Raw genomic sequence first — 12526 nt, forward strand, 5'->3', positions numbered from 1 at the left:
AGCATGCTTTCGGCGGACGAAACCCAAGCTTCGCTGACGGGCGCCTGGCGATTGATGCTCGGCAAGGCCGACGGCCTGCGCCTGCTCGACCTGTCGGCCGACGGCTTCTGGAATTCCTTCTTCGCCATTGTCGTTGCTGCACCGGCGCTGATCGTCGGCTGGGTCGGCATCGCCAACGAAATCGGCGATCCCGACGCCTTCGCGGGCCGCTTCAGCATGCTGGTGCGCCTGGCGACGGTCGACATCGGCTCCTGGGTGCTGCCGCTGATTGCGCTCGCCCTGATCGCGCCGCGCGCCGGCATAGGCGGCCGCTTCGTCCATTACGTCGTCGCCAGCAACTGGGCTTCGGCCATCACCGCCTGGCTGATGCTGCCCTCGGCCCTGATCCGGCTTTTCCTCTCGTCCGCAAGCCAGGCTGCGAGCCTTGTGTCGCTGTTCCTGTTTGCCCTGTCGATGGTGCTGACCTGGCGCATGACCAACGCCACGATCGGCAGGGGCGCATCGGTCGGCACCGCCGTTTTCGTCGGCATGTTCATCGTCTCGCTGCTGGTGCTGTTCGGCCTGCAGGCGCTGCTCGGCATCACCGTGCCGGAGGATGTCGGAGTTCAGAGCCTGTCCGGGCTCGTCTCGACTGGATAATCGACACCGGTGAGAAACAGCCCGTCGGGCGGCGCCACTTGGCCACAGGCGGCGCGGTCGTGCGCCTCGAGCGCCGTTTTCAGGTCGGCCGCAGTCCAGCCGCCGTCGCCGACGCGCTTGAGCGAGCCGACCATCGAACGTACCTGATTGTGCAGGAACGAGCGCGCCGAAGCCCTGACCTCGATCATGTCGCCCTGTCGGCTCACATCGAGCCGTTCCAGCGTCCTGATCGGGCTGTTGGCCTGGCACTGGGTCGAGCGGAAGGTGGTGAAATCATGCCGTCCGAGCAGGACTTTCGCCGCTTCGTGCATGGCGCCGGCGTCGAGCCGCTTCGGCACCCACCACACCTTGCCCTTGTCGAGCGCGGCCGGGGCACGGCGGTTCAGGATGCGGTAGAGATAGTGGCGGCCGATGGCCGAGAAGCGGGCGTCGAAGCTGTCGGAGACGACTGTCGCTTTCAGGATGGCGATACGCGCCCCGCCCGCCTGCAGATGGGCGTTGACGGCATCGCGCACCTTGTCGCCCGGCCACGCCTTGGCGAGGTCGGCATGCGCCACCTGCGCGGTCGCATGGACGCCCGCATCGGTGCGGCCGGCGGCGCGCAGCCGGATCGCTTCGCCGCAGAATTTTTCGATCGCCCGCTCGATCGCCTGTTGCACCGAAGGCTGATCCGCCTGGTGCTGCCAGCCGGCAAACAGACTGCCATCATATTCGATGTCGAGGCGAAAACGCGGCATGCCGGGCGGCTATACGCTCTCGCCTACGCGGCGAGAGCGGTGAAGGCGGAGGCGTAGACCAGCGTGCCGGCCTCAGGCGCGTCGCCCCAGGCCAGCGCCTGCAGCGCTTCGCCCTGGTATTCGCTCTCGAAGTTCTCGGCACGCGTGTGGCTATATCCGAAACGCCCGTAATAGATGGGGTCGCCGAGCACCACAGCCAGCGTTTCGCCGGCATCCCTGAGGCGGATATGCGCCTCGCGGATCAGCGCGCCGCCGATGCCGCTGCCATGGAACGAGGGCTCCACCGCCAGCGGTGCCAGCGCCACGGCCGCGAAAGTCTTGCCGCCATTCTGGACGAACAGCCGCGAAAACAGGATGTGGCCGACCACCTGGCCGTCCTCTTCCGCCACCAGTTCGGCAACAGCGTCGCCGCCGGTCACCAGCGCGTCGACCAGACCGGCCTCCGCCTGCTGGCCGAAAGCGTGTTCCTCGACGAGGCGGATGGCCTCGCGATCCCGCGGCGTTGCCGCGCGTATCGACATCATGCTCATGAGAATTTCAGTCCTTTTTCGATCTTGGCCCCGCGCAGGAACTCCGACGCGGCAGCGGGCTTTCCGCCCGCGCGTTGAACTTCGACCAGCCTGATCGCGCCTGCCCCGCAGGCGACCGTCAGCCGGTCATCGAGAATTCCTCCCGACTCGCCCAACTCTTCCCAAAGCGACAGGCCTTGCGACAGCGTCGAGCGAAGCAGTTTCAGCCGCTCCTGACGGCCGCCAATTCCTATCTCCGACCAGGCGCCGGGAAAGGGTGACAGGCCGCGAATATGATTGTGGACCTCACTTGCTGAGCGAGTCCAGTCCACGCGAGTCTCGGATTTATCGATTTTCTTGGCGTAGGTCACCCCATCCACAGCTTGTGTGGTGAATGTCAGGGTATTCCTTTCCAGTCGCGCCAGCGCTTCCACCATCAAGGCAGCACCGACACTCATCAACCGATCATGCAGATCGCCGGCTGTCATATCGGGTTCGATGGCGCATTTTTCAACCAGCCCGACCGGGCCGGTGTCCAGCCCCTCTTCCATGCGCATCACCATCATGCCGCTTTCCAGGTCGCCGGCCATGATGGCGCGCTGGATCGGCGCGGCACCGCGCCAGCGCGGCAGAAGCGACGCATGGCCGTTGATGCAGCCGAGCCGGGTCGCCTCGAGAACGGCCTTCGGCAGCAGCAAGCCATAGGCGACGACCACGGCGACATCGGCCCGCAAGGCACGGAAAGCGGCCTGCTCGGCCTCGCCCTTGAGCGAAACCGGCGCCCGGACTTCAATGCCCAGCCGCTCCGCCTCGCGCTGCACCGGCGATGGCGTCAACTCCAGCCCGCGCCGTCCTGCGGCGCGCGGCGGCTGGGTATAGACGGCTGATATCTCATGGCCAGCCTCGGCGATCCCGCGCAAAGTCGGCACCGAAAACTCCGGCGTGCCCATGAAGATGACGCGAAGGGGCATTTTTCTTCCGGTATCCTGTCTTCTTGCTCGCGCCGTGTGCCGGCTCAAGCATCCGCTTCAAACGGGTTTACGCGCTTCAGGTCAAGCCCGTCGAAGTCGCGAACGTTGCGCGTGGCAAGCGTCGCATCATGGGCGAGGCAGATCGCGGCAATCATGGCGTCGGAAAGACTGATCGGACGGCCAATTCTTTCCCGCGTCGCCCGCAGCTTGCCGGCAAGTCGGGGGATCGAACCGGAAAAGTCCACGATGCGGCCGGCGAACTGCTGCGAAATCAGCTGATCGAGCACGCGAATATAACGGTCTGATCCCGTCTTGTTCAAAAACCGTTCGGCCCCGAAAGACTGCTCCATGATGACTGGCCCACACATGTAGAGTGCGAGAAGATCCTGTTTGCGGAACCAGGCGGAGACATTCAAGTCGGGCGCCGGTTTGCTGGCTTCGGAAACAACATTGGTATCGAGGATGATCACTCGAAATCCTCAACTGGATGGCCGAAGTCGCGTTTTCCGTCCGCTTCGATTTGGTCCATTATCTCGGAAAATTCATCGCCTATTGCATTTTCAGCAGCGAACGCCGAACGAATGGCATCCCACGCGGAAAGTCCCGGCTCCGGTTTGGCTTCTTTCTCCGCGACCATGCCTTTACGCAAGAGATCGATCGCCTTGCCCGAAAGACTTTGGCCGCCCTTGCGCGCCGCGTGTTCGATTTCGCGCTTCAACGGTTCGGGAATATCTCTGATCAACATATCGCCCATGGATGCCTCCAAGATTTGATATCACTGATATCACCCCCGGAGTCATTGATCAACAAGAGTTCCGCCCCCTTCCCCCAGCCACTCAAAACGGTCCATTAAGTCTACACCAACTGTTCAGGCGTATGCTTCGCGGATCTGTCCTGGGAGCTTCATATGCAGCGCGCTCAAAATCCCTTTGGGAAACGCAGGAAGCCAATAGCTGAATACAAATCGGTCGAAGAACGATACGAGAAAGGCGAATTGTCGAGGCGAAGAGAGAGCAATTTCGCCATTTATAACACCCTGCTACTGATGGTGTTAGCCGTGGTTGTCTCTCTGGTGCTGATCATCTCGCCAGAATCTCGCGCGCTTGCAAAAGCGTTCGAGCTTGGCAGGGATTGGGTTTTGCGTGGCGTGCTCGAATGATCCCTATCCCGCCAGCTTGCCCGGCGCCTTGTCCCTGGCGAGCTTCTTGAATTTCTTCACCACCATGTCGCGCTTCAGCTTCGAGATGTGGTCGATAAACAGGACGCCATTGAGGTGGTCGATCTCATGCTGCAGGCAGGTCGCCATCAGGCCTTCGGCCTCCATATCCTGCAATTTGCCGTCGCGGTCGAGATACTTGACCCGCACGGCGGCCGGGCGTTCGACCTCGGCGTAATAATCCGGGATCGACAGGCAGCCTTCCTCATAGACCGAGCGCGCGTCGGCGCTCTCCAGGATTTCCGGGTTGATGAAGACATGCGGCGCCGGCGTCTCGTCTTCCTTGGCCAGATCGATCACCAGTAAGCGCAGCGGTTCGCCGATCTGGATCGCCGCCAGCCCGATACCCGGCGCGTCATACATGGTCGCCAGCATGTCGTCGGCTAATCTGCGCAAAGGCGCGTCGACACGCTCCACGGGCTTGGAAACCTGGCGCAGGATGGGGTCGGGAAGGATGATGAGCGGCTTGATCGGCATGGCGTTCCACCTAAGACCTCCAGCGAAAAGCGTCAACCGGTCGGCATCAGGCTCGTTCACGTTTTGATCTGTGCTATCGCGGCGAATCGTCTATGCTGTCCACATGAATGATTTGAGCACCATCCTTTCGGAGCCTGTCGCCCGGCTCGGCGCCACAACCATCACGCTCGGCCATGCGCTGGCCTTCGGCGCTTTGCTGTTTCTGGCCCTGTTCATGGCGCTGGTCATCGCGCTGTGGCGGTCGGCGAAGGCGCGCGCCGTGGCGGCTGCCGAAGCCGCCGATCATGCCCGCGACGCGGAAGTGCGGATGGCCGGCATTCTGCAAAGCCAGGCCGAAATGCAGGGACGCATGGGCGCCATTGCGGAAGTGTTCGGCGCACGGCAGGCGGAGCTGACGCAATCGATCGGCCAGCGCCTCGACGCCATGACCGGCCGGCTCGGCCAGACCATGACCGAGCAGACCAAATCCACGCATGAGAGCCTGGCCAAATTGCAGGAGCGGCTGGCCATCATCGATGTCGCGCAGGGCAACATCCAGTCGCTCGCCGGCCAGGTGGTGCAGTTGCAGGCGATCCTCTCCAACAAGCAGACGCGCGGCGCCTTCGGCCAGTCGCGCATGGAGGCGATCGTCGCCGACGGCCTGCCGCACGGCGCCTATGAATTCCAGGCGACGCTGTCGAACGGCAGCCGTCCTGACTGCCTGGTGAAGATGCCGAACGGCGCACCGTCGCTGGCTATCGACGCCAAGTTTCCGCTCGAAGCCTGGAATGCCATCCGCGCCGCCGACGGCGCCGACCTGCAGAAGGCCGCCTCGCAGGCCTTCCGCCGCGACATCGAGATCCATGTCCGCGATATCTCGGAAAAATACCTGATCCAGGGCGAGACGCAGGACACCGCCTTCATGTTCGTGCCGTCGGAATCGGTGTTCGCCGAGATCCACGAGAATTTCGAGGCGATCGTCCACAAGGCGCACCGCGCCCGAATCGTCATCGTCTCGCCGTCGCTGCTGATGCTGTCGATCCAGGTCATCCAGGCGATCCTCAAGGATGCCCGCATGCGCGAACAGGCGCACCTGATCCAGGGCGAAGTCATTCGGCTGATGGAGGATGTAGCGCGCGTCGATGAGCGGGTGCGCAAGCTGCAGGTCCATTTTGGCCAATCGGCCAAGGACATCGACGACATCCTGGTTTCGACGTCGAAGGTCACCAAGCGCGGCCAGAAGATCGAAGCGCTGGAGTTCGGCGCACAGCCCGACGGCGATGCCGCCGCGGACGCAGCGTCACGGGCTCCCGCCGCGAAGGTCGATACTGGCGCGCGCGTTGCCGATTCGAAAAGCGGGCAGCTCAGGCTGAGGGTCGTCGAAGGCGACGATTGAGGCGCGGCGCCGGACCGGCGCTACTGCTCTTCCTTGGTCGTCATACCCGGGAATTCCGGCAACCAGGGCAGCGCCGAGCGGTGCCAGCTTTGCCGTCTCGGGACCAACTGTTCACGTTGTCGCGCCGTGCCGACCCGGATGCCATAAACCTTCGGCCCGTCGCCAACCGATGTCGCGTAGAGATGCGAGCCGCACTCGCCGCAAAAGCCCTGCGCGCGCTTGTCGCCGCTCGACCCTGTCTTGATATAGACCTTTGGCGCACCCTTGGTGATCCGGTAGTGGCCTTCAGGCGCGCCCACGGTCACGCGATAAGCCGTTCCGGTCAGTTGTTGGCAATCGGTGCAGTGGCAGATTCCGGTGTTCTCCGGGTCGACCTCGGCCTCGTAAGTGATGGCGCCACAATGACAGCCGCCGTCTATTCTCATCTTCGTTCCTCCAAAGTCCCTTCAATCTAGCGGGGCAAGGCCGTGAGGCAATGGCGCAGCGCTAGTCCAGAGCCGGATCGGATGCGGTCTCGATCAGCTTGCGCCGCTGCTCCCAGGTGCCTGCCGTCTGTGGTTTGACGAACAGCCGCGTGATCTCCGGCATTTCCTTCTTCAGCTGCGCCTCCAGGCGCTCGACGCAAGCTTCGATCTCGGGCGCCGTCAAATGGTCCTCGAACTCGATGCTGAGCCCGGCGACGATCTCTGTCGGCCCCATATGGACGGTCAGGACGCCGTTCGCCCGCTGCACCGCCGGATCCTGCTGGGCGATCGCCAGCACCTTCATCTGCACCTCGGGCGATGCCGGCTCGCCGATCAGCAGGCCCTTGCTTTCGCGGGCCAGGAAGATTGCCGTCGCGCCCAGGATCAGCCCAATGCCGATCGAGGCGGCGCCGTCGAGTTCCGGCATCTCCAGAACTTCCGCCGCCAGGATGCCGACGAACGCGACGATCAGGCCGAGAAGTGCTGCACTGTCCTCGAACAGCACGGTGTAGACGCTCGGATCCTTGCTCGACTGCACCGCCCGCAGCCAGCCCTGCTTGCCCTTCTGCTGGCGGAACTCCTTCAGCGCCACCCACCACGAACTGCCTTCGAACAGGAAGGAAAGGCCGAGCACGATGTAGGTCACCTCGGCGTTGGCGACCGGCTCCGGCGCCATCATATGGATCACGCCTTCGTAGAACGACACGCCGGCGCCCAGCGCGAAGACGAGGAGCGCGACGATGAAGCTCCAGAAGTAGAGTTCGCGGCCGTGACCGAGCGGATGCGTGCGATCGGCCGGGCGGGCGGCGCGGTGCATGCCGTAGAGCAGCAGGCCGCCATTGCCGGTATCGACCAGCGAATGCACGCCCTCCGACAGCATCGCCGAACTGCCGGTAAAGGCGGCGGCGGCGAACTTGGTCAGCGCGATGGCGAAATTGCCGGCGAGCGCCGCGTAGATCACCTTTTTTGAGCCGCCGTGCCCGGCCATGGCATTTGTTCCCATTCAAGGCGCAGTCTAGCGGCCAGGCCGCTAAAGCTCCACAGGCATCACACCGCGCGAATGTCGGGTCGTCCAAGCCAGCGGTCATGAGAGATCGGCCTATGGAAAACGGCGACTACTCGACGATCTCGCTGGTCCACACCTTGAAGCCGGCAAGCGTTCCCGGGCCGAATATATGGGTCAGCGGCACGTCGGCGGCGTCGCGGCCGGAGGCGATCAGGATGCGGCCGATGCGCGGTGCATTGTTGCGCGGATCGAAGACATGCCAGCGGCCGCCGAGATAGACTTCCATCCAGGCGCAGAAATCCATGCTCGCCCATGGCTTCGGCATACCGATGTCGCTGATGTAGCCGGTGCAATAGCGCGTTGGGATGTTGAGCGCCCGGCAGAAGGTGACGGCGAGATGCGCGTAGTCTCGGCACACGCCGCTCTGTCCGCGATACGCTTCCGCGGCGGTGCGTGTCGGCCGTGCATTGCCGTAGTTGAAGACGATGTGGTTATGGACGAAGTCGCAGACCGCCTGCACGCGCGGAATGCCCAGCGGCGTGTTGCCGAACAGCCGCCACGCTTCATCAGCCAGAAGGTCGCTTTCGCAAAAACGGCTGGGCAGCAGAAACAGCAGCGTGTCCGCCGGCAGGTCGCGCACCTCGTGCTGCCAGGCCATCAGGTCGCCCATCTCGAAAGTGCCGGGATCGCGGATCACCGCGTCGGTGCCGAAGGTGAAACGCCCGGGCGGCGCGACGAACCGGTTGCACCAATTGCCGAAACTGTCGCGATAGCTTTCGATCGGCACCGGCGGGTTGGAAATCAGGAAATCCGGCCGCTCGAGATCGGAGGCACGCGAATAATGCACATTCAGCATCGCGATGAGCGGCGTTTCCTGCGGAAAGTCGAAGCTCATCTCGCAGCCGATGTGGATTCGCATTGTCGTCCTGACGGCCTGCCTGACGATCACCCGGCGAAGCTCGGGTCGATGCTGCAGTGCGAAAATCACCATCGCACGGACCGTCATGGTTTACGAGCAAATTAGAAACCGGTGAAAGCGATCCGGCGACGCCGGCAACGGTCGCTAACCCCTTGCGGTCGGGCGGTTCTCTTGTTTCACTTGGCGTCCCACATCAGGAGGAACGAATCATGGCTAAAGGTGCGATGAAGGCAGGCAAGGAAGCCCGCAAGCCGAAGAAGGACGCCAAGAAGCCCGCTCCGGCTCCCGCGCTGAAGGCGCCGCCGGTCAAGGCGATGAAGCTCAAGGACAAGTAGGTCCGGCGATCCACTTCGCAATAAGGGTTACGGCCGGCGACACTGTTGCCGGCCGCTGTTGATCGAGCGCTCGAAGTTCCTATATTGGCATGGCGGGGACGACCTCGCGCTTCCCCAAAATCCGGACGGGACGACCCGCCATTGTTTGACTGATCGTCGGACGCCGAAATCACCTTTCGGTCCGATGCTCTGATGGAGCGTTGTCGATGTCATGGATTCTTCTCTTTTTCGCCGGCCTGTTCGAGATCGGCTGGGCAATCGGCCTCAAATACACAGATGGCTTCTCGAAGCTGGTGCCGACCGTACTGACCGTTGCCTCGATGGTCGTCAGCCTCACTCTGCTCGGCCTGGCGCTGAAGGCGCTGCCCGTTGGCACCGCCTATGCGGTGTGGACCGGCATCGGCACCGTCGGTACGGCACTGCTCGGCATCTGGCTGCTCGGCGAACCAGCCACCGCGATCAGGCTGGCCTGCATCGCGCTCATCGTCTGCGGCATCATGGGGCTGAAGTTCGCCGCCTGACGGTCTTTTGGTTTGCGCATGTCGTCCTCCCAGAACCGGGACCAATATTTGGGCGACGGACAAACACCTTCAGGGCCGCTGTGAGGCGACCCTGATTGTCGAAGCTGGCTGCTTCGGTAATCCTGAGGCTAGCGGGCGGAGAAGCCCGGCGGCGTCCTGCCGGTGCGCTGCTTGCGTGCCGCATAACGCGCGTCACGCTTGGCCTTGCGTTCGGCTTCGTCGGCCAGAAAACGGGCGATGCGCTCGTTCTCTTCGGATTCCCGAATCTTGGCCTCAGCCTGTGCAGCTTCCTCGGCGGCGATACGTGCCGCTTCGGCTGCTGCCTCGCGCTCGGCCTTCTCGACCGCTTCGCGTGCCAGCTTCTCCTGCTTCAGCCGAGCCTTTTCAGCCTCGCGGATTTCGCGGGCCGCAAGGATCGCCTTGCGTTCAGCCTGCCGCGCCAGCACAGCGGGATCATCCGCTGCGGGCTTTGCCTTGAAGCGCTCGAGGAGCGCCTTCTTTGCCTCGTTTGCGGCATTGCGCCGCTCGAAAACGTCTTTTTCCCTGTAGATAGCCAAGTCCACTTCCCTGAAGTCAATTCGCGAGGCTTACATACGCGCGAAAACCGAGAGTTCAAGCGCCAAAACGGCATGGCAGCCATGAAATTGTCGGCTGTTGCACTCGGGAGACGCCTTTGGAGCAATTTCAGGGAAAGTGTGAAACGGTTTTCCGGGAAAAGCGCGCAGCGCTTTCCCTTGGGAATTGCGACGAAGAGATTGAACCGAAAACGACATGCACTGTTCACCGTCGCGCCTCTGGCGGCGAGGTTGGCGGATGGCTACGTCTAGCGGCAAATTCCAACACCAGGATGACATTAGATGGAACTCGGTCTCTACACCTTCGCCGACGTCAGCCCGCAGCCGGGCCCCGGCGCCATCGGCCCGCATGAGCGGCTGCGCAACCTGATCGAGGAGGTCGAGCTGGCCGATCAGGTAGGCCTCGACGTCTTCGGCCTCGGCGAGCATCACCGGCCCGACTATGCCGCCTCCGCACCGGTCGTGGCCCTGGCCGCGGCCGCCGAGCGCTCGAAGCGCATCAAGCTGACCAGTGCCGTCACCGTTCTGTCTTCCGATGACCCGGTGCGCGTGTTCCAGCAGTTCGCAACGCTCGACCTTCTGTCGGGCGGCCGCGCCGAGATCATGGCCGGACGCGGCTCGTTCATCGAATCCTTCCCGCTGTTCGGTTATAACCTCGAGGACTATGACGAACTGTTCGCCGAAAAGCTCGATCTGCTGCTTGCCATCCGCGACGGCGTGAAGGTTACCTGGTCCGGCAATCTGCGCGCGCCGATCAACGATCGCGGCGTTTATCCCCGGCCCTTCCAGGACAGGCTACCGGTCTGGATCGCCATTGGCGGCACGCCGCAGTCTGCCGCCCGCGCGGGTGCGCTCGGCCTGCCGCTGGCGCTCGCCATCATCGGCGGCGAGCCGGCGCGCTTCGCGCCGCTGTTCGATCTCTATCGCGAAGCCGCCAAGCGCGCCGGCAGCGACCCGAGGGGCCTTGCCACCAGCATCAACGTGCACGGCTTCATCGCCGAGACGACCGAGCAGGCGGCCGACGATTTTTACGGCCCGCAGGCGGAGGTGATGAACCGCATCGGCCGCGAGCGCGGCTGGGGTCCGACATCCCAAGCGCATTTCGACCAGTCGCGCGGCCCGAACGGCGCGTTGTTCGTCGGCGGTCCCGAGCAAGTGGCTGAGAAGATCGTCGCCCAGCACAAGATCTTCGGCAATGACCGCTTCCTGCTGCAAATGGCGATCGGCACCATGCCGCATGCCAAGATCATGAAGGCGATCGAACTCTACGGCACCAGGGTGGCGCCGATCGTGCGCAAGGAAACAGCCAGGGCTGCCACAGCCGTCACCGCGCCAGCCTGACGGAAATGTCGGCTGCTGGCTGCTACCATTGAGAAGGGCCGGATTTATCGTTCTCGTCGCCACGACATTCGGAAGAAGCCAAATCTTTCTTCCAACTCCGTGAGTGCAGGCCTGGATGCTGCGGCGCGCTCTGATTTCCGGACCCGTGCAAACGGGCCTCATTCCGGAAGCCGGCTCATGGAACCTGCGCCCATAACTCTGCGTTCATGCAAGCAATAGCCGATCGCCGAGGGCGCCGGCTCGAGGGTGAGCATGAAAACAGAACACGCTGCCTTGGGCCGCGCCATCGCCGACGAGTCGGATTCGCGCGTTGCGGCCCGCGCCGACACGCATCTGATGCGCTCGCTGCTGGTCGGCATTTTCCTGTTCATGGCCATCTATGCGCTCTACTTCGCTCGCGCTTTCTTCATGCCGGTCATTCTGGCTTTCCTGCTGGCGCTGACGCTGACGCCGATCGTTAGGCTCCTGCGCAGGCACGGCATCTCCGAAGTGGTTTCGGCGACCCTTCTGGTGCTGTTGTCGATCTGCATCTTTGCCAGCGTAGGCTACCTGCTCAGCGGACCGATCATCGACCTCATCAACAACACCTCTTCGATAGGCCAGCAACTTGCCGAACGGCTGGCGCAATTGCGCCGCCCACTCGAGAAGATCATGCAGATTTCGCATCAGATCGAACAGCTGACCCAGACGTCGCAGGAGCCGGGCATCCAGAGGGTGGCGATGGCGCAGTCCGGCATCCTGTCGGCGGCCGCCAGCAACATCCTGTCGGCCGGGACAGGCCTGACCATCATCTTCGTGCTGTCGCTGTTCCTGCTCGCCTCCGGCACGATGTTTTATGAAAAGATCATCCAGTCCTTCGCCAGCCTCAGCGAAAAGAAACGGGCGCTGCGCGTCGTCTATGACGTCGAGCGCGAAATCTCGCACTATCTGCTCACCGTCACCATCATCAATGCCGGCCTCGGCACGGTCATCGCTCTTGGTCTGTGGGCGCTCGGCATGCCCAATCCGCTGGTCTGGGGAGCCGCCGCGGCGTTGCTCAACTTCTTGCCCTATGTCGGAGCGCTGATCACCATCGTGCTTGTCACGGTCATGGCGTTGATCAGCTTCGATACCATCTTCTACGCGCTTCTGGCGCCGGCCTTCGTGATCTTGTGCGACATCGTCGAAGGCCAGTTCGTGACGCCGATGGTGGTCGGCCGGCGTCTGGAGATCAACGCCGTGGCAATCTTGATCGCCATCGCCTTCTGGTCATGGTTGTGGGGCTTCGTCGGCGCCCTGATGGCGGTGCCGCTGCTGGTCGTCATCAAGGTATTCTGCGATCATTTCGACGGGCTCAGCCATGTCGGCAATTTTCTCGCCGCGCAGCACGCGGTTGTCGTCGAGGAGGACGACATCGCCGACCCCAAAGCTATCAAAGGCTGATCAATATTTTTGAATTTGC

Annotated in this window: 17 protein-coding genes; 7 read left to right on the plus strand and 10 right to left on the minus strand. The window is 63.0% G+C overall.

Features of this window, described 5'->3' with window-relative positions:
- Positions 1-3 precede the first annotated feature (3 nt).
- On the plus strand, positions 4-639 hold the full coding sequence (locus EOB80_RS13755) for a transporter (protein ID WP_127328138.1): 636 nt from the start codon (positions 4-6) through the stop codon (positions 637-639).
- On the opposite strand, the gene truA is transcribed toward EOB80_RS13755, so the two are convergent.
- The 5 genes from truA to EOB80_RS13780 are packed head-to-tail and all read right to left on the minus strand — an operon-like array spanning position 606 to position 3610.
- A complete protein-coding gene (truA, locus tag EOB80_RS13760; RefSeq protein ID WP_127318314.1) occupies positions 606-1376 on the minus strand; it encodes a tRNA pseudouridine(38-40) synthase TruA in 771 nt (256 codons plus the stop codon). The two genes, EOB80_RS13755 and truA, sit on opposite strands and share 34 nt — an antisense overlap.
- Positions 1377-1399: 23 nt before the next feature.
- Positions 1400-1906, minus strand: coding sequence for an N-acetyltransferase (locus tag EOB80_RS13765; protein ID WP_127271002.1), 507 nt, complete (start codon positions 1904-1906; stop codon positions 1400-1402).
- The gene (gene fmt / locus EOB80_RS13770; RefSeq protein ID WP_127318312.1) at positions 1903-2856 is read right to left on the minus strand and encodes a methionyl-tRNA formyltransferase; all 954 of its coding nucleotides are present in this window, start codon (positions 2854-2856) and stop codon (positions 1903-1905) included. Before fmt ends, EOB80_RS13765 begins: the two co-directional genes overlap by 4 nt.
- A gap of 44 nt (positions 2857-2900) precedes the next feature.
- Positions 2901-3326, minus strand: coding sequence for a type II toxin-antitoxin system VapC family toxin (locus EOB80_RS13775; protein WP_127328140.1), 426 nt, complete (start codon positions 3324-3326; stop codon positions 2901-2903).
- Entirely contained in the window at positions 3323-3610 is a 288-nt protein-coding gene (locus tag EOB80_RS13780) for a plasmid stabilization protein (protein ID WP_127328141.1), read from the minus strand. Before EOB80_RS13780 ends, EOB80_RS13775 begins: the two co-directional genes overlap by 4 nt.
- A gap of 153 nt (positions 3611-3763) precedes the next feature.
- On the opposite strand from EOB80_RS13780, the gene EOB80_RS13785 reads away from it, so the two are divergent.
- Complete coding sequence (locus EOB80_RS13785; RefSeq protein ID WP_127328143.1) at positions 3764-4015, plus strand: hypothetical protein; 252 nt, start codon at positions 3764-3766, stop codon at positions 4013-4015.
- A gap of 3 nt (positions 4016-4018) precedes the next feature.
- Here EOB80_RS13785 and def read toward each other — a convergent pair whose 3' ends face one another.
- Positions 4019-4549 (minus strand): peptide deformylase, encoded by a 531-nt coding sequence (def, locus tag EOB80_RS13790; protein ID WP_127328191.1) that lies wholly within the window; start codon positions 4547-4549, stop codon positions 4019-4021.
- 103 nt (positions 4550-4652) lie between these two features.
- Here def and EOB80_RS13795 point away from each other — a divergent pair, with 103 nt between their 5' ends.
- Positions 4653-5924, plus strand: coding sequence for a DNA recombination protein RmuC (locus tag EOB80_RS13795; protein WP_127328145.1), 1272 nt, complete (start codon positions 4653-4655; stop codon positions 5922-5924).
- Between the two features lie 20 nt (positions 5925-5944).
- Here EOB80_RS13795 and EOB80_RS13800 read toward each other — a convergent pair whose 3' ends face one another.
- The 3 genes from EOB80_RS13800 to EOB80_RS13810 form a co-directional block, all read right to left on the minus strand.
- Positions 5945-6349 carry a GFA family protein gene (locus EOB80_RS13800; RefSeq protein WP_127318300.1) on the minus strand — a complete coding sequence of 135 codons (405 nt, stop codon included), beginning with the start codon at positions 6347-6349 and terminating at the stop codon, positions 5945-5947.
- A gap of 61 nt (positions 6350-6410) precedes the next feature.
- Positions 6411-7376 carry a cation diffusion facilitator family transporter gene (locus EOB80_RS13805; RefSeq protein ID WP_127328147.1) on the minus strand — a complete coding sequence of 322 codons (966 nt, stop codon included), beginning with the start codon at positions 7374-7376 and terminating at the stop codon, positions 6411-6413.
- A 127-nt stretch (positions 7377-7503) separates the two neighbouring features.
- On the minus strand, positions 7504-8313 hold the full coding sequence (locus EOB80_RS13810) for a transglutaminase family protein (RefSeq protein WP_127328193.1): 810 nt from the start codon (positions 8311-8313) through the stop codon (positions 7504-7506).
- A gap of 209 nt (positions 8314-8522) precedes the next feature.
- Here EOB80_RS13810 and EOB80_RS35870 point away from each other — a divergent pair, with 209 nt between their 5' ends.
- Positions 8523-8648, plus strand: a complete 126-nt coding sequence (locus EOB80_RS35870) for a hypothetical protein (RefSeq protein WP_013528464.1) — start codon at positions 8523-8525, stop codon at positions 8646-8648.
- 206 nt (positions 8649-8854) lie between these two features.
- Positions 8855-9169: a quaternary ammonium compound efflux SMR transporter SugE gene (gene sugE / locus EOB80_RS13820; RefSeq protein WP_013528463.1), complete on the plus strand. Its 315-nt coding sequence runs from the start codon at positions 8855-8857 to the stop codon at positions 9167-9169.
- A gap of 128 nt (positions 9170-9297) precedes the next feature.
- On the opposite strand, the gene EOB80_RS13825 is transcribed toward sugE, so the two are convergent.
- On the minus strand, positions 9298-9726 hold the full coding sequence (locus EOB80_RS13825; RefSeq protein ID WP_023761392.1) for a DUF6481 family protein: 429 nt from the start codon (positions 9724-9726) through the stop codon (positions 9298-9300).
- Between the two features lie 300 nt (positions 9727-10026).
- Between EOB80_RS13825 and EOB80_RS13830 the strand changes: the two genes are divergently transcribed.
- Both EOB80_RS13830 and EOB80_RS13835 read left to right on the plus strand, forming a co-directional pair.
- A complete protein-coding gene (locus EOB80_RS13830) occupies positions 10027-11085 on the plus strand; it encodes an LLM class flavin-dependent oxidoreductase (RefSeq protein WP_127321808.1) in 1059 nt (352 codons plus the stop codon).
- 252 nt (positions 11086-11337) lie between these two features.
- Positions 11338-12507 carry an AI-2E family transporter gene (locus EOB80_RS13835; RefSeq protein ID WP_127328149.1) on the plus strand — a complete coding sequence of 390 codons (1170 nt, stop codon included), beginning with the start codon at positions 11338-11340 and terminating at the stop codon, positions 12505-12507.
- Positions 12508-12526 lie beyond the last annotated feature (19 nt).

Origin of the sequence: Mesorhizobium sp. M7A.F.Ca.MR.245.00.0.0, from assembly GCF_003997415.1 — a bacterium.
Taxonomy (GTDB): Bacteria; Pseudomonadota; Alphaproteobacteria; order Rhizobiales; family Rhizobiaceae; genus Mesorhizobium.